The 15638-nt window shown below is 63.5% G+C and carries 14 protein-coding genes and 3 tRNA genes; 12 read left to right on the forward strand and 5 right to left on the reverse strand.

From position 1 onward, the window contains the following. Positions 1 to 95: 95 nt before the first annotated feature. Complete coding sequence (locus ACZK4H_RS14855; protein ID WP_235647110.1) at positions 96 to 425, reverse strand: helix-turn-helix domain-containing protein; 330 nt, start codon at positions 423 to 425, stop codon at positions 96 to 98. A gap of 2330 nt (positions 426 to 2755) precedes the next feature. Here ACZK4H_RS14855 and ACZK4H_RS14860 point away from each other — a divergent pair. The 3 genes from ACZK4H_RS14860 to ACZK4H_RS14870 all read left to right on the forward strand — a co-directional run bounded on the left by ACZK4H_RS14860 (position 2756) and on the right by ACZK4H_RS14870 (position 4207). Next, positions 2756 to 3352 (forward strand): hypothetical protein, encoded by a 597-nt coding sequence (locus ACZK4H_RS14860; RefSeq protein ID WP_128988783.1) that lies wholly within the window; start codon positions 2756 to 2758, stop codon positions 3350 to 3352. Positions 3353 to 3494: 142 nt separating this feature from the next. Continuing rightward, complete coding sequence (locus ACZK4H_RS14865; RefSeq protein WP_128988785.1) at positions 3495 to 3971, forward strand: hypothetical protein; 477 nt, start codon at positions 3495 to 3497, stop codon at positions 3969 to 3971. Between the two features lie 160 nt (positions 3972 to 4131). Next, a tRNA-Ala gene (locus tag ACZK4H_RS14870) sits at positions 4132 to 4207 on the forward strand. A gap of 60 nt (positions 4208 to 4267) precedes the next feature. Here the strand turns inward: ACZK4H_RS14870 and ACZK4H_RS14875 are convergent. After that, entirely contained in the window at positions 4268 to 4438 is a 171-nt protein-coding gene (locus tag ACZK4H_RS14875; RefSeq protein WP_197577769.1) for a hypothetical protein, read from the reverse strand. A 161-nt stretch (positions 4439 to 4599) separates the two neighbouring features. On the opposite strand from ACZK4H_RS14875, the gene ACZK4H_RS14880 reads away from it, so the two are divergent. After that, entirely contained in the window at positions 4600 to 5085 is a 486-nt protein-coding gene (locus ACZK4H_RS14880; protein WP_099551904.1) for a hypothetical protein, read from the forward strand. 6 nt (positions 5086 to 5091) lie between these two features. Here ACZK4H_RS14880 and ACZK4H_RS14885 read toward each other — a convergent pair whose 3' ends face one another. Further along, positions 5092 to 5853, reverse strand: a complete 762-nt coding sequence (locus tag ACZK4H_RS14885) for an SDR family oxidoreductase (RefSeq protein ID WP_099551905.1) — start codon at positions 5851 to 5853, stop codon at positions 5092 to 5094. A gap of 132 nt (positions 5854 to 5985) precedes the next feature. Here ACZK4H_RS14885 and ACZK4H_RS14890 point away from each other — a divergent pair, with 132 nt between their 5' ends. Continuing rightward, positions 5986 to 6828, forward strand: a complete 843-nt coding sequence (locus ACZK4H_RS14890; RefSeq protein ID WP_099551906.1) for a bifunctional transcriptional activator/DNA repair enzyme AdaA — start codon at positions 5986 to 5988, stop codon at positions 6826 to 6828. A gap of 73 nt (positions 6829 to 6901) precedes the next feature. On the opposite strand, the gene ACZK4H_RS14895 is transcribed toward ACZK4H_RS14890, so the two are convergent. Further along, on the reverse strand, positions 6902 to 7927 hold the full coding sequence (locus ACZK4H_RS14895; protein ID WP_158230204.1) for an NADP-dependent oxidoreductase: 1026 nt from the start codon (positions 7925 to 7927) through the stop codon (positions 6902 to 6904). A gap of 366 nt (positions 7928 to 8293) precedes the next feature. Here ACZK4H_RS14895 and ACZK4H_RS14900 point away from each other — a divergent pair. The 7 genes from ACZK4H_RS14900 (at position 8294) to dxs (ending at position 15121) form a co-directional block, all read left to right on the forward strand. Beyond that, positions 8294 to 8369 (forward strand) — tRNA-Phe (locus ACZK4H_RS14900). Between the two features lie 72 nt (positions 8370 to 8441). Next, positions 8442 to 8517: transfer RNA gene (locus tag ACZK4H_RS14905), tRNA-Phe, on the forward strand. A 204-nt stretch (positions 8518 to 8721) separates the two neighbouring features. Beyond that, the gene (locus ACZK4H_RS14910; protein WP_099551908.1) at positions 8722 to 9273 is read left to right on the forward strand and encodes a lipocalin family protein; all 552 of its coding nucleotides are present in this window, start codon (positions 8722 to 8724) and stop codon (positions 9271 to 9273) included. Between the two features lie 169 nt (positions 9274 to 9442). Further along, entirely contained in the window at positions 9443 to 9919 is a 477-nt protein-coding gene (locus tag ACZK4H_RS14915; protein ID WP_099604028.1) for an LEA/WHy family protein, read from the forward strand. Between the two features lie 65 nt (positions 9920 to 9984). Further along, positions 9985 to 11775: an acyl-CoA dehydrogenase C-terminal domain-containing protein gene (locus tag ACZK4H_RS14920; protein ID WP_099551910.1), complete on the forward strand. Its 1791-nt coding sequence runs from the start codon at positions 9985 to 9987 to the stop codon at positions 11773 to 11775. 667 nt (positions 11776 to 12442) lie between these two features. After that, the gene (locus tag ACZK4H_RS14925) at positions 12443 to 13108 is read left to right on the forward strand and encodes an HNH endonuclease (RefSeq protein ID WP_019336875.1); all 666 of its coding nucleotides are present in this window, start codon (positions 12443 to 12445) and stop codon (positions 13106 to 13108) included. A gap of 105 nt (positions 13109 to 13213) precedes the next feature. Beyond that, positions 13214 to 15121, forward strand: coding sequence for a 1-deoxy-D-xylulose-5-phosphate synthase (gene dxs, locus ACZK4H_RS14930; RefSeq protein WP_099551941.1), 1908 nt, complete (start codon positions 13214 to 13216; stop codon positions 15119 to 15121). 152 nt (positions 15122 to 15273) lie between these two features. Here the strand turns inward: dxs and ACZK4H_RS14935 are convergent, their stop codons facing one another. Then, positions 15274 to 15477 carry a hypothetical protein gene (locus ACZK4H_RS14935; RefSeq protein ID WP_005410416.1) on the reverse strand — a complete coding sequence of 68 codons (204 nt, stop codon included), beginning with the start codon at positions 15475 to 15477 and terminating at the stop codon, positions 15274 to 15276. Positions 15478 to 15638: the final 161 nt, after the last annotated feature.

The raw sequence follows: 15638 nt of genomic DNA on the forward strand, positions 1-15638 counted from the left end.
GCCAACAGCACTACTCAAGGCCTAGTGCCAGCGCCCAACACCTAACCGCCCTCAGACGTTCCGTTAAAGGAGACGTAGCTGTTGCCGTGCAATCGTTACTCCATAGTTTGCGCAGCCAGCGACTTCATGTGGTCGAGTATGCGTGCACGCTGATCGGCTGGTAGCTTGGAGAAAGCCAGAATTGCCTCCGCCAAGTCATCGTCCTCTGCAAACAGAAACGCCAATGGAACGCCCAAAGCCTTCGCCATCGCTGCAGCCGTGTCCATGTCAGCACGAGACGTCTGCTGCTCATATCTATTGATACGCGTGCTACCGGCCTGCTTGGTCATCCCGATCTTGGCTCCCAGCGCGCGCTGCGATACGCCCCGCATCGCACGGGCCTCCTTCAATCGCTGCGCAAATATGGCCGTTGCTTTGTCGGACAAGTGAAATCAGCAGTGGGGAACCACTGGCATCTTCACACTTGCGCTTCACTATGCGTAGACTCTACATTTACTGAAGTGGGTCGTAAAGGGCATTCGATGCGGACGACCCGCATTCGTCGCTATAGGGGTCTGTATGAAGCACCACCCGTTACCCGCCGTGGCCAGGCGGGGGACTAGCGTGATCCAGGATGCCGCGCCCCAGATCACCCCATCGTGCATTGAGGCCTACCCATGAACATCAAAGTGTTTAGCTGGTGGCTCATCTTGCTGGGCGTGCTGGGCACACTAGGAACAGGAATCGGCTACCTCTCTTTGAAGGACCGGGCAAACCACGCATACATGCAGAGTGTCATGACGTTTGGAAGCGCCCGATCAGCCGAATGGCAACGCGAAGCACACGAAGCAAAACGCTCACAAGAGCGACTAGTCGCGCTGATGGCTGGAAGCGGGGTCGCCCTGCTCTTCGGGATCGGAATGTGCCTTGCTAGTGGGGGTACGACCGGCCGAAAAAGGCCCTGCCCGCAATGTGCTGAAATCGTTTTGGCGGCAGCCTTCGTTTGCAAACATTGCGGAGCCAAACTCGCACCCCAACAGCCCGAGTCTCGTGCCACAAGCTCCTACCGGGCTTTGGCGAAAGCCACAGAAGAAGCGGAGCGACGAACTTCAAGACCATAGCTCCCCCCTTCAGGGTCATCAGTAGTCGCCACAATCCCCAAGGCCATGGCGCTCGAAATTTGAGGAGCACAATAATTCTCGCGCCAGCATGACACCCAAGAAGCCCCCACACTTCATACATGGCCCCATGTACCAAAAAAATGCCATCAGGATTGAATGTGGAAGGAAGCGCTAGTCGTAGCGATCAAGAAGATAATGCGTCTTGACGAGCAACGACTTGAGGTTGGCATGTGGTTGACACGATGAAGCTACCGGATGACAGGCCTCGCGACGCTGGCGGCGGTAGAGTACCGCTGCCCGCAGAAAACCATCATCGAGAGTGCGTTGGATATCAAGAGCATTGAGGAACATTCTGCGTCGCCAGAAGGCTTGCAATAAAGCTCACCAGACTTACCAGCCCCGCTCCCTCCTACATCTACTCTTCAAACCCTCCCCCCCTACCTTCTCTTTCAGGAGGCAAACCGCCCCCAACCCCACACAGAAGCGGGGATTGGAGGCAGCCTGCTGAAATGAGAAGGTCTTCTCTCTCAGACACTCGATCCTTGCGGCACTGATCTGTAGCTCGGCTTCGTCTGATCGTCAGGCAACGAAGCTCGCATCACCGGCGCGGCTGCCACGACCCCCTGGGAGGGAACCGCACCGCTTACCCCTGAGCCGGATATCTTCTGGGGCGAGCCAAGCACTGCGCTTGGCTGATTTGCCATCCCGAACGTAGGCGTCCCGATAAAGATGGCAAATGCCTGCCTCAACTAGCAGACAAACTAATCATCCAACATTGAAGAAAAATTGTCAACACTGTGTTTCGATAATAGAACACACGGCCTGTATGGAGTTTTTGTAATGACTCCCTTTTTTCGGCATTGATCGGAAGCGACGCCCCGGTGCGTGTCTAGGACTTCCAGATTCCAACGCGCGACGCTAGCAGTAGCCGCCTGCAAAAGCCCCTAGCAGGAGCTCCTGTACGCACTCCTGGCGCGCATCTAGCGATAGCACCCCTACCCCTACGCGCCACACCCCGCATCGCGCGCAGAGCACGGCAGAGCACGGCAGAGCACGCAAATAGCGAGCCTCACCAGAGATTCCTTCACAAGTCGGTAACTCGGCCCAGCGCGACACCGCACCCCACTCGCTCGGCATCGGCTTAGGCGGCACTTAGCCTCCACCGTACCGAGGATCACCCCTGACCTATCCAGTTGAATCACAAGCCCCGAAGCGACAGCCCAGCGGAGAGGGCGCGTCATCCTGAGTGACAGGGCTGCCCGCACCCTCAACCTGACTTACAGCGCCCCGCTGGGACTGCTTCACGCAAGGCAATAGGTGACGCTTATCACATAACAGAACATGAATGAACAGCGAAGTTCAACTTCGCGACATCTTGCACAAGCGCAAATAACAACTCATACTGTTAAATGAGGGCATTTAAATTTCTAATTTTTATGAGGCCTCAAAAGGAAAGCCAGCAGCCCATTCGAGTGAGCCACTGGCATCATCAGCAATCAAGCAGATGTGGGTTCAGTTCACCCTGAACGCCAAATTCAACCCAAAAATTATAGAACGCACGAGGCCGAGTGTAAAGAGCCTACGCATCTATGACGTACAGGTTGAGCGGAACCCCTACTGCATCTATTCATATAGGAGGTTCAATGAAGCCAAAAATGACCGTACGCAAGGCAAGCAAGCTCTTTGCAGCGACCGAAGAAGAACTGGCGGAAGAGGCGTTGAAGTACTCCAAGGTCAAGCAACGCGAAGGGATGTCGTTCCCCTTGTGGTACACAAATTGCTTGAAGCTTGGTGCTAGGGATATCTGCGAAGGGAAGAGCGCAGAGGATGCATTTCTGAGGGTTACAAACTTCCCAGACGCCCTGAAGGCGAAGGCACACGGGCTGATCCGAAGCTTTCAGGAAATTGTCGCTGCAAACGACGATATAGACTTCACCCCACAGGAGAGCCCCAAAGGTTGCAATACGTCGATCGAGGGCGTGACGCTCAGCACCCGACAGGATCTGGTTGCATCGAAAAAGTCGGACGGCCGACTACTGCTTCTCTACTTCCACGTTGTGGACACGCCGATGAAGGCTCAGCAGGCCGAGACACTGCTCCAGTTGGCGCAGTACATCGCCGATGCTAGGCAGATCAACGCTGACGTTGCCATCGTCGATATCCCGCGTAAGCGCCTTATCCGGGTCTACGATGACTACGATCCGGAACAGATGAAGGCAACAGTCGCTAACGCGATGAGCAAGCTGCACTAAGCATTGTGGCGCTGGTGGTGTTCGTCCTCAAACGAACACCACCATCTCTCACAGAGGATCAAAAACACCCGGCTAGTCCTCTTTGAGTGCTACGCAAATTGCACAGCTAAGTGCTGCCGCGTGATCCGCAATGGAGGAGCAGATGGCAAAGCAAAGCAAGTTCTTGGGCGTAGATGGCAAGTACCACCCAGTCGGCTGGTTCTTAGGTATGGACGGCAAGTATCACGCCCCGGGATCATTCCTCGGCGCTGATGGTAAATATCATCCTAAGGGTTACGTCCTTGGCATCAATGGGAAGTACCACAAGCCCGGAGCCGCCCTAGGCTTCGACGGCAAGTACCACGAAAAGGGCTCCGTTCCTGGGCTTGATGGCAAGTACCACAAGAAGAACGAGGTTCTAGGTCTCAATGGGAAGTACCACCCGCAAGACTGGGTGCTTGGTCTTGACGGGGAGTATCATCCGAAAGATCACTTCTTGGGCATGGATGGCAAGTACCATCCGAAGGGAAGCGTTCAGGGGATCAATGGCAAGTACCACCCTCCCGGATACTTCATAGGAGTTGACGGCGAGTACCACCCTCCTGGCTCCGTATTAGGTGTTGACGGGAAGTATCACTGACGGAAGCAAGGCAAGCTTGCGCACAGTGGACACTTAGGGGCAGCTCCTACCAGATAGGACTTGGGGATCTAAGCCGTACGGCTTCCCAATCACTTACAGGAATGCCCGACATCAAGCAAGACCAGCCAATCCATTGATTAGTAAGGACTTATTTGTCCGTGGGGCCATAGCTCAGCTGGGAGAGCGCGTCGTTCGCAATGACGAGGTCAGGAGTTCGATCCTCCTTGGCTCCACCACTATTCAGAAGAACCCGTAGATCTCCGTGATCTGCGGGTTTTTCTTTTAGCGCCCGCGGCTCAGCCGGGCTCCTGGCCGCCATCCTTGCGCCGGGGGCTGCGCGAATGCGTATCACGCACCTGTTGATCGTGCTGCCCCGGCCGCTGCTTGGCCACATCGTCCTGCTTCCTGTCCTGGCGGCTTTCCTGGATACCCTGCTTCGGGTCCTGATCCTTGCCTCGCTCGTTCATCGAAATCTCCCACGCCGGCGGCGGGCCCACGTTGCCCACCACGCTAGAGGTTGTCGGGTAAGCCGCAGGTCAGTCCTGCGCCAACGTCATGTGCAGGCACTGGCTTGCCGCCGCGGCCCCCGCGCAGTCAGAATCCGAGGCACCACGCCCACCGGTATGCCATGCCCTCTTCTGCCCAGCACGCAGCCCACGCGTTGCCGATGCTCCTCGATGCGACCAAGGGCAGCATCCAGCTCGGCAACCTGCCGATACTGATCGGCCCCACCCTGACACGGGATGAGGCGCGTGTCGCCTTCGCCACGCTGATGCATGGCGAGCGCGACGTCGGCACCGGCTATCACTGGCTCAGCCTGCACCGGCTAAGCCTGGGCGGTGCGCCCGCTGGCATCAGCCTGTGCTTCCACGGGCAACAGCTCGACATGGTGACGATGGGCGTCGATCTACCCGGTGCAACGTTGGAAGACGGCTGGCCGACCCAGGCCGCGATCGATGCCGAAGTCGGCTTCATGCGCCGCACCCTGGGTGCGGCGCTGGGTCGCAAACTGGCCGGCGGCCACGCCCGGTTCGACTGGGGCGAAGCCTGGGCCCGTTTCGATCCGAAAGGCTTCATGGCCAGCAGCGGTATCCGCTACGCACCACGCTCGTGACCCCGTTCAGGTTCGTGTGATCGACACCCCACCCTCCACGCGCATCGCGGTACCGGTAACGAAACTGCTTTCATCGCTGGCCAGGAACAGCGCCGCGTTGGCGATCTCCTCCGGCTCGGCCATGCGCTTCAATGCATGCAGCGAGCGCACGAAGTCGCGGGCATCGCCGGTGGGTGCGGCCTGCCGGCCCATCTCGGTATCGGTGCCACCGGGCAACAGCACGTTGCTGCGTACGCCGCGCGCGCCGTATTCGGCGGCGATCACCTGGCTCAGGCCGATCAGCCCGGCCTTGCTCGACGCATAGGCCGCCATGCCCGGGAAGCCCACCGTGTGGCCGACGAAGGTGCCGACGAACACCAGCGAGCCGCCGCCGCGCGCCAGCAATGCCGGCAACTGCGCGCGCGCAGCATGGAAGGCGGCATCCAGGTTGGTCGCCATCACCTCGCGCCAGGCGTCCACCGGGAACTCCGCCGCTGGCACGCCCGGGCCGAGCATGCCGGCATTGTTGAGGGCGATGTCCAGGCCGCCAAATGACTGCTGGGCCAGATCGACCAGCGCCTGCGCCGTGCCCGGGTCGGCCACGTCGGCGGCATGCACCACCACCTCGCCGCCGGCGGCACGAATCTGCTCGGCCAGCGCCTGCAGTGGCTCCGGCCGCCGTGCGTTGAGCACCAGCTTTGCCCCTTCGGCAGCGAAGCGCAGCGCGCTGGCACGGCCGATGCCGGCGCTGGCTCCAGTGATGAGTGCGATCTTGTTGTTCAGGCGCATGGTCGTGGTACCGGTTGTGAAGTGGCCGCAACGATGCCCTGCCTCCGGCCTGCCAACACTCCGTTTCCGGGCCTTGCTGGCAAGTGCAGGAAACGGAGTTTTCGTGGCTGCGGCACGTGCCAGAATCCGCCCATGGACAGCACCGCCTCCCCCACGATCGATGCCCGCGTCGAACGGGTCTGCCGCCACCTTCAGGCCAGCCTCGACGAACCCTCGCTGCAGGAACTGGCCGACATCGCCGGCTGCAGCCCGACCCGCCTGCATCGCCTGTTCAAGCAGGCAACCGGGTTGACCCCGAAGCAGTACGCTGCCGCGCTGCGCGCCGACCGCCTGCGCACCGGGCTGGAACAACAGGAACGCATCACCGACGCCTTCCACGATGCCGGCTTCGGTTCCAGTGGACGTTTCTACGAGAACGCACCGAAGTTGCTGGGCATGACTCCCAAGCAATGGCGTGCAGGTGGTCGCGGCGAAGTCATCCACTTCGCGCTTGCCGAAAGTTCACTGGGCAGCGTGCTGGTGGCCAGCAGTGCCACCGGGGTGGTCGCGATCCTGCTCGGCGACGATCCGGAGACGCTGCTGCAGTCATTGCAGCAACGCTTCCGCCAGGCCGAACTGGTCGGTGCCGACCAGGGCTATGAGCAACTGGTGGCACAGGTGGTAGGCCTGGTCGAGGATCCTTCGCGAGGCGCCACGCTGCCGCTGGATATCCGCGGCACCGCGTTCCAGCAACGGGTGTGGCAGGCACTGCAGCAGATTCCGCGCGGGCAGACCGCGTCGTATGCGGATGTCGCCGCGCGCATCGGCGCCCCGCGCTCGAGCCGTGCGGTTGCCCGCGCATGCGCCAGCAACCCGCTGGCGGTGGCAGTGCCCTGCCACCGGGTCGTACGCCGCGACGGCGACCTGTCCGGCTATGCGTGGGGCGTAGCGCGCAAGCGCGAACTGCTGCGCCGGGAAAAGGCCTCGACTGCCTGAAGTGGGTGCCGACCTTGATCGGCACGCTCAGCTTCCGGTAGGTGCCGACCTTGGTCGGCACACCGCCAAGCCCTCAATCCAGCTTCACCACCAACTTGCCGAAGTTGCGCCCCTGCAACAGCCCAAAGAACGCCTCCGGCGCATTCTCCAGCCCTTCCACCACATCCTCGCGGTACTGGATGCGACCTTCGCGCAACCACTGCGGCATCTCGCGTTCGAAGTCCGGCCATAGATGGTTGAAGTCGTGCACGATGAAACCGCGCACGGTCAGGCGCTGGCGCAGGATCTGGCTGAACAGCGCGGGCAGGCGGTCCGGGCCGGGCTGCTCGACGCCGCGCGCGTTGTAGGTGGCGATGGTGCCGCACACCGGAATGCGGGCGAAGTCGTTGAGCAGCGGCAGCACTGCATCCAGCACATGGCCACCGACATTCTCGAAGTACACGTCGATGCCCGCAGGCACTGCCGCGCGCAGCTGGTCCGCAAAATCAGCGGCGCGATGATCCAGCGCCACGTCCACCCCCAGCGTCTGCAGATAGGCGCGCTTGGCTTCGCCACCAGCGATGGCGACCACGCGCGCGCCCTGCAGCTTGGCCAGCTGGGCCACGGTCGCGCCCACCGGTCCGGTCGCGGCGGCCACCACCAGTGTCTCGCCCGGCTTCAGGCGGGCGATCTCATGCAGGCTGGAATACGCAGTGAATCCGGGCATGCCATACACGCCCAGTGCCGTGCTCAGAGGCAGCCCGGCCGGATCGAGGCGACGCCCCAGCGCCTTGCCCGGCAGTACCGCATGGGTCTGCCATCCGCCTGGCGCCAGTACCAGGTCGCCCACCGACACGCCATCAGCCTTCGACTGCAGCACCTCGGCCACGGTCTGGCCTTCCATCACCGCATCGATGGCCACCGGCGCGGCATACGAGGGGCCCTCGTCCATGCGACCACGCATGTACGGGTCCAACGACAGATAGCGGTTGCGCAGCAGCACGTCGCCGATTGCAAGCTCCGGCAGTGCAGCCTGCTCCAGTCGGAAGTTGGCCGCGCTTGGTGCGCCCTGTGGACGCGAGGCCAGCACGATACGGGAGGTAACGAGGGAATCGGACATGGTGACCGGCTCTGCTGTTGCCAGCATCAGGAAAGGAATGCCGACACTACGCCGCAACGATCGCCGGCAACGGCCACGAAAACAGCGTTCCATCGCCCGCCCCGGCACGGCACCGGCACAAGCCTTGCCGTTGCGCCATTGCCGATCACCGCGGCCCGCTGATTTCCGCCACAGGGGATGATCAGGATCGCGCCGGGCGCCCGGATCGATTCCTGGCCCTTCCCACCCTGCACAGCGACGGCGGATCAAGAACTTGCAGGTGCGCAGACGGCAATGTGAAGAATTCTTGGCAAAACGCTTGCCGAAGACTGCCGACCTCCGTAATATACGCCTCCTTGGCAGCGACCTCGCTGCTACGAAACATGTGGCCGAGTAGCTCAGTTGGTAGAGCAGGGGATTGAAAATCCCCGTGTCGGCGGTTCGATTCCGTCTTCGGCCACCACTTTCGAAGGCCTGCAGAAATGCGGGTCTTTTTTTTCCGGATACCGCGTTCAATGCGGTCGCCACACAATTTGGCCGAGTAGCTCAGTTGGTAGAGCAGGGGATTGAAAATCCCCGTGTCGGCGGTTCGATTCCGTCTTCGGCCACCAGTTTCAGAGACCTGCAGAAATGCAGGTCTTTTTTTTGTCTGCGGCCTGCCATCCACGCATGGCGTGGATCTACCTGGCGCTGGCGCCATCCGCTATCCAGGCATGGCGTCGATCCATGCCAGGCCACCGCCTTCTGGTTGACGAAACATTTACACCGGCACCCGGCGCGGCACCTACGCTGCAGATTCCTGCCGGAGCCTGCCGATGCAACTGCGCCCCACCCTGCTCACCTGGCTGCTGCTGGCCACCGCCCCGGTGATCGCCGCCGAGCCGGTACGCGCGGTCGATACGCTGGACATCGATCGCTACGCAGGCCAGTGGCACGAGATCGCGCACCTGCCGGTGTCATTCCAGAGGCAGTGCGTCGGCGAGATCACCGCCAACTACGGGCTGCGCCGCGATGGCCGCATCAGTGTCACCAACGCCTGCCGCAACGGCGATGGCGAACGCGTGGTTGCTGAAGGCGTGGCACGCCCGGTGGCCGGCCATCCCGGCCAGTTGCAGGTGCGCTTCGTGCCGGACTGGCTCAGCTGGGTGCCACTGGTCTGGGCCGACTACTGGGTGCTGGCGCTGGACCCGGACTACCAGTGGGCGCTGGTTGGTGAACCGGACCGGAAATACCTGTGGATTCTCTCGCGCCTGCCGGAAATGGATCGCACCCGGTTCGAACAGTTGAAAGAAAAAGCAGAAGCCATGGGCTACGACCTGGGCCCGCTGCGCCTGATGGCCCCGCTTCGCGATACGCCCGCCGATTGAACTGCAGTTCAATCCGCACGCGCACCGTGCGCCCGAAGATCCAGCGCTGCGCATGCCCGGCCGCCACCTTCACGCGCTACCCTCTGCGACGGGTCGCCACAGGCGATCCAAACGACCATACGCCGTAGTATGCTTATTCCAACGCACCGCCTCCAGAGGACCTGCGCCCATGCTCCACCGTTTCCGTATCGCCTTGATCGTCCTGAGCACCCTCGCCCTTGCCGCCTGTGGCAACGGCATCGTCAAGCGTGTTTCGGAACCGGCGGCCAGCCTGCAGCAGCTGACCGTGCGCGCCGACGGCAACTGGACCGTGGCCCTGCGCCTGCAGAACTTCAGCTCCATGCCGATGACCTTCGACGATGTCTCGCTGGCGCTGACCGTTGGCGACAGCGACGCCGGCACCCTGCAGGCCAAGCCGGGCATTTCCATCGGAGGCACCTCGGCCGACGTCATCAACGTCGACCTGGTACCCAGTTCGGCCGCACGCCTGGTGGTGGCCGATGCACTGGCCAGCAACCGCACCCTGGCCTATGGCCTGAAGGGAACGGTCGCAGCCACGCCGCAGGAAAAGAAGCAGCGCAGCTTCGATATCAGCAGCCGCAGCACCCTCAACCAGGCTCCGGGCCTGCCGGGCGTGCTGCGCTGATTTCCACCTTCCGTCGCGGCGCCTGGCGCCGCTCTCCCCTGCCCTGATCAAATCGAGACGTACCGATGAGCAGCTACACCGCCCCGCTTTCCGACCTCCGTTTCGCCCTGCACGACGTGCTCAAGGTCGAACCCCTGTTCGCCCGCCTGGGCTTCACCGACGCCACCGCCGACGTGGTCGATGCCGTGCTGGAAGAAGCTGGCCGTTTCAGCGCCACCGTGCTGGCCCCGCTCAACAGCGTTGGCGATGAGATCGGCTGCGTGCTCGACCAGGCCACCGGTGAAGTGACCACCCCGCCCGGCTTCAAGCAGGCCTACGACCAGTTCGTCGATGGCGGCTGGACCGGCCTGACCGCTTCGCCGGAACTGGGTGGCCAGGGCCTGCCGCACACCCTGGGCGTGCCGCTCAACGAAATGATCAACGCCGCCAACCTGGCGTGGGGCAACTTCCCGCTGCTCTCGCACGGCGCCATCGAAGCACTGAAGCAGCACGGCGAGGCCTGGCAGCACGAAGCCTTCCTCAAGCCGCTGATCGAGGGCCGCTGGACCGGCACCATGTGCCTGACCGAGCCGCACTGCGGCACCGACCTGGGCCTGCTGAAGACCAAGGCCGAGCCGAACGCCGATGGCAGCTATTCGATCACCGGCACCAAGATCTTCATCACTGCCGGCGAGCATGACCTGACCGGCAACATCGTGCACCTGGTGCTGGCCAAGCTGCCCGACGCCCCTCCGGGCGCCAAGGGCATCTCGCTGTTCGTCACCCCGAAGTTCAAGGTCGACCGCGAAGGCAACGTCGGCGAGCGCAACGCACTGCGCTGCGGTTCGATCGAGCACAAGATGGGCATCAAGGGGTCGGTCACCTGCGTGATGAACTTCGACGGTGCACAGGGTTACCTGGTCGGCCAGCCGCACAAGGGCCTGCAAGCGATGTTCACCATGATGAACACCGCGCGCCTGGGCGTCGGCCTGCAGGGCATCGGCCTGTCCGAGCGTGCCTACCAGAACGCGCTGAAGTACAGCCGTGAGCGCCTGCAGTCGCGCGCCCTCAGCGGCGCCAAGTTCCCGGACAAGCCGGCCGACCCGATCCTGGTCCACCCGGATGTGCGCCGCATGCTGCTGACGGTGAAGTCACTGGTCGAGGGCAGCCGCCTGCTGGCCCTGCACGCCGCCACCCTGATCGATGTCGCCCACCACGCCGAGGACGCCGCCGAGCGCGAGCGCGCCGACACCCTGGTGAGTTTCCTCACGCCCATCTCGAAGGCCTGCCAGACCGAATGGGGCATCGAGAACACCTACAACGCCCTGCAGTGCTTCGGTGGCCACGGCTATATCCGCGAGCACGGCATGGAACAGCTGGCCCGCGATGCGCGCATCACCACGCTGTATGAAGGCACCACCGGCATCCAGGCGCTGGACCTGATCGGCCGCAAGACCGCCTCCAGCCAGGGCGCCGGCCTGAAGCTGATGCTGGCCGAGATCGAAGCCTTCGCCAAGGAACATGAAGGCAACGAAGCGCTGGCCGAGTTCATCGGCCCACTGCGCGCCAAGGCTGCCGAATGGGGCAAGCTGACCCTGGACGTGCTGCAGCGCGCGGCCGCCAACCCGGACGAACTGGGTGCGGCCAGCTACGACTACCTGTTCTATTCGGGTTACGTGGTGTTGGCCTACTGGTGGGCCCGCAGCGTGGCCGCCGCCGATGCCAGCGCGCACGGCGCCGCCTTCGCCCAGGGCAAGCGCGAGACCGCACGGTTCTACTTCGCCCGCGTGCTGCCGCGCACCCTCAGCCACGCCGCCGCGATCCAGGCCGGTGCCGCCCCACTGATGGCCATGGACGACGAGCGCTTCGGCGCCTGAGCCGGGCGGCCGCCCGGCACCCGCGGTTGCGCCGGCCGCTGGCCGGCAACCGCAAAAGCCGGCTTCCTGCGGGATGGCATGGCGAGGCGGATCCAATTGCGGGGGACGGCGCAAGTACGTCCCTGTAGCCTCGGTCGCGCCATCCATGGCGCTCACGCCCCCGCAACCGGACCCACCCCGCCTCTGACAGATTTCTGCTGCTGTTGGTAGGTGTCGACCTTGGTCGACACGTTGGATCCACGCCAAGCGTGGATGAGGGGTCAGAGCCCCTTCCTGCGGAAAAGGATCCGACCCCGACCTGGCAGCCCCCAGTATCTCTCTGGAGAAAAGCCCCCTTTTGTTAAAGGGGGCGCACCGACAGGTGCGGGGAATAGGAAGAATGCGTGGGCAACCCAGCCCGCCGACGGCGGGCTGGGTTGCTAAAGGGGGCGCACCGACAGGTGCGGGGAATAGGAAGAATGCGTGGGCAACCCAGCCCGCCGACGGCGGGCTGGGTTGCTAAAGGGGGCGCACCGACAGGTGCGGGGAATAGGAAGAATGCGTGGGCATCCCAGCCCGCCGACGGCGGGCTGGGATGCCGAATGCGCGGACCTGAATGTTGACGATTTGTGTATCGCCGACAGGCGATACACAAATCGTCAACATTCAGGTATAAGCTGTTCTCCCGATGGAGACAGACACTACACGCTTGGGTCTGATCGAAGCCGGAGCTCCGTTTTCTGCTCCGGGCGCCGAAGCATCGCCCAACGCCACGACGCTGCATCGACCCGGTTCCGTCCGGCTGCTCTCACTTGATGCCCACGGACGCGTACTGGATTGGATCACCTGGCAGGATGCGGCGTGCCTCTACGCCCGCGAAGCCGTCGCCTGGACACTCGGCGATCCCTGCCTGCACATCCACGGCGGTACCAACCGCTTCAGCGGCCTGCAGAGCGGGATGGACCTGCACCCGATCATCGCCGCGCGCGGCCACGCCCGCTCCCGCGCGATCGATCCGACGCCGAACCTGACCAACCCGGCCCTGTTCGCCCGTGACGCCCACCTGTGCATGTACTGCGGCCAGCAGTTCAACCGCCCCACGCTCACCCGCGACCACGTCATGCCACTGTCCAAGGGTGGCCTGGACTGCTGGGAAAACGTGGTCACCGCCTGCTTCCACTGCAACTCGCGCAAGAGCGACCGCACCCCGCAGCAGGCCGGAATGCCACTGCTGGCGGTGCCCTACCGGCCCAGCTGGATCGAGCATCTGATCCTGTCCAACCGCAACATCCTGGCCGACCAGATGGCCTTCCTGAAGGCGCAATTACCGAAGCGGTCAAAACTGAGCACCTGAATCGCCGAAAATGCAACCCTCACCGTCCTGTCACGGGCGGCGGCGTTTGCTTGCCCCACCCCCGTTTGAGGGCGAAAATGGGCGTTCAGAACAAGTGCGAACATGATGATCGACTCTGCCCGCTATCCCCGCCTCGCGCGCATCCAGACACCGGATGACCTGCGCACGTTCGACGAATCCGAAATGAGGGCGGTCGCCGACGAGCTGCGCGCCTACCTCATCGAATCGGTCGGCAAGAGCGGTGGCCACTTCGCCGCCGGCCTGGGCGTGATCGAACTCACCGTGGCACTGCACTACCTGTACCAGACCCCGCACGACCAGCTGGTCTGGGACGTGGGCCACCAGACCTACCCGCACAAGATCCTCACCGGCCGTCGCGACGAGATCCATACCGTCAAGCAGAAGGACGGCGTCGCGCCATTCCCGAAGCGCGAGGAAAGCGAGTACGACACCTTTGGCGTCGGCCACTCCTCCACCTCGATCTCGGCCGCACTCGGCATGGCCATCGCGCGCCAGTCCGAAGGCGACGATCGCAAGATCGTGGCGGTGATCGGTGACGGCGCGATGACCGCCGGCATGGCCTTCGAAGCGCTGATGCACGCCGGCGGCATGGACCCGGAACCGAACCTGCTGGTGATCCTCAACGACAACAACATGTCGATCTCCGAGGCGGTCGGCGGCCTGACCAAGATGCTCGGACGTGCCACCGGCAGCCGCACGCTCAACGCGCTGCGCGAAGGCGGCAAGAAGATCCTCGGCGACAAGAAGAACAACCCGGCACGCTTCGTGAAGCGCTGGGAAGAGCACTGGAAGGGCATGTTCGTGCCGTCCACGATGTTCGAGGAAATGGGCTTCCATTACACCGGCCCGATCGACGGCCACGACATGCCGGCCCTGCTGTCCACGCTGAAGACGCTGCGTGCCTCCAAGGGCCCGAAGCTGCTGCACGTGATGACCACCAAGGGCAAGGGCTACGAGCCGGCCGAGGGCGACCAGATCGGTTACCACGCCGTCGGCCCGTTCGATCCGGACAAGGGCCTGGTGGCCAAGGCCGGCGCCAAGAAGCCGACCTACACCGATGTGTTCAGCGACTGGCTGTGCGATGCCGCCGCCGCCGAGCCTCGCCTGTACGGCATCACCCCGGCGATGCGCGAAGGCTCCGGCCTGGTGCGTTTCAGCAAGGAATACCCGCAGCGCTACTTCGACGTGGCGATTGCCGAACAGCATGCGGTCACGCTGGCCGCCGGCATGGCGACCCAGGGCGGCAAGCCGGTGGTGGCGATCTATTCGACCTTCCTGCAGCGCGCGTACGACCAGCTGGTGCATGACGTGGCGATCCAGGACCTGGACGTGCTGTTCGCGATCGACCGCGCCGGCGTGGTCGGACCGGACGGTGCAACCCATGCCGGCAACCTCGACCTGAGCTTCCTGCGTTGCGTGCCAAACCTGGTGGTGATGGCGCCATCCAACGAAGCCGAGTGCCGCCAGATGCTCAGCACCGGCCTGCAGCATCCGGGCCCGGCCGCTGTGCGCTATCCGCGTGGCACCGGCACCGGCGTTGCAGCCGGCACCGATCTGGCCACCCTGCCGATCGGCAAGGGCGAGCTGCGCCAGCAGGGCAGCCGCGTCGCCCTGCTGGCCTTTGGCAGCACCGTGGCCGCCGCCGAACAGGTCGGTCGCGAACTGGGCCTGAGCGTGGTCAACATGCGCTTCATCAAACCGCTGGACCGCGAGCTGGTGCTGGCTGTCGCCGCTCAGCACGAGGGCCTGGTCACGATCGAAGACAACGTGGTGGCAGGTGGCGCCGGCTCCGGTGTCGGTGAGCTGCTCAATGCCGAGGGCGTGCTGCGCCCGATCCTGCACCTGGGCCTGCCCGACAGCTACCAGCACCATGCCAGCCGCGAGGACCTGCTGGCCGAAGCCGGTATCGATGCCGCGGGCATCCGCGCGGCGGTACTCAAGCGCTGGCCACAGCTGGCCGCCGGCACCCCGCCGCTCAGCGCGGCAGGCTGAGCCGGCCACGTCCCAGTGGATCCACGCATGGCGTGGATCTACTGCGGAACAAGGGTCGATCCACGCCATGCGTGGAGACAGACACAAAGTAGAGCCACGCCATGAGTGGATAGCGGGCTCCGGAAACAGGATCTGGCCGGGAGCCCCAGCCCTCAGCCGTAGCTGACCGCTTCCACGAAGGCACCGCTGGCTTCCACGCGCACGGCAGCGCGCTGCCCGGTGTCGACGAAGTGGAGGCGCGCCAGGGTTTCAGCGAAGTCGAAGGCCCGGGCACCGTCGCGGAAATCGATCGGCTCCGGCCGGTCCGGATGCAGCACGCGCCATTGGCGCTGTTCGCATTGCAGGCGGATCAACATGCGGCTCACTCCTTGAGGCAGCGTATCGACGGTAGCGGGAAGGCGTGCCGGTTACGGCAGACTTCATCACGACGGATCAGGGGCACGCAGGGGTGCCCTGATCGCAGAAGATACGACGTTCAAAATGTGAGCTGTATCAGATTATTCTGATTTTCGAGTGG

This window comes from Stenotrophomonas sp. 78350_Sma, from assembly GCF_056482105.1.

Coding starts and splice junctions, on each gene's coding strand:
- ACZK4H_RS14860 (WP_128988783.1), top strand. CDS start 2,756: ATGACCGTACGCAAGGCAAGCAAGCTCTTTGCAGCGACCGAAGAAGAA.
- ACZK4H_RS14865 (WP_128988785.1), top strand. CDS start 3,495: ATGGCAAAGCAAAGCAAGTTCTTGGGCGTAGATGGCAAGTACCACCCA.
- ACZK4H_RS14875 (WP_197577769.1), bottom strand. CDS start 4,438: ATGAACGAGCGAGGCAAGGATCAGGACCCGAAGCAGGGTATCCAGGAA.
- ACZK4H_RS14880 (WP_099551904.1), top strand. CDS start 4,600: ATGCCCTCTTCTGCCCAGCACGCAGCCCACGCGTTGCCGATGCTCCTC.
- ACZK4H_RS14885 (WP_099551905.1), bottom strand. CDS start 5,853: ATGCGCCTGAACAACAAGATCGCACTCATCACTGGAGCCAGCGCCGGC.
- ACZK4H_RS14890 (WP_099551906.1), top strand. CDS start 5,986: ATGGACAGCACCGCCTCCCCCACGATCGATGCCCGCGTCGAACGGGTC.
- ACZK4H_RS14895 (WP_158230204.1), bottom strand. CDS start 7,927: ATGTCCGATTCCCTCGTTACCTCCCGTATCGTGCTGGCCTCGCGTCCA.
- ACZK4H_RS14910 (WP_099551908.1), top strand. CDS start 8,722: ATGCAACTGCGCCCCACCCTGCTCACCTGGCTGCTGCTGGCCACCGCC.
- ACZK4H_RS14915 (WP_099604028.1), top strand. CDS start 9,443: ATGCTCCACCGTTTCCGTATCGCCTTGATCGTCCTGAGCACCCTCGCC.
- ACZK4H_RS14920 (WP_099551910.1), top strand. CDS start 9,985: ATGAGCAGCTACACCGCCCCGCTTTCCGACCTCCGTTTCGCCCTGCAC.
- ACZK4H_RS14925 (WP_019336875.1), top strand. CDS start 12,443: ATGGAGACAGACACTACACGCTTGGGTCTGATCGAAGCCGGAGCTCCG.
- dxs (WP_099551941.1), top strand. CDS start 13,214: ATGATCGACTCTGCCCGCTATCCCCGCCTCGCGCGCATCCAGACACCG.
- ACZK4H_RS14935 (WP_005410416.1), bottom strand. CDS start 15,477: ATGTTGATCCGCCTGCAATGCGAACAGCGCCAATGGCGCGTGCTGCAT.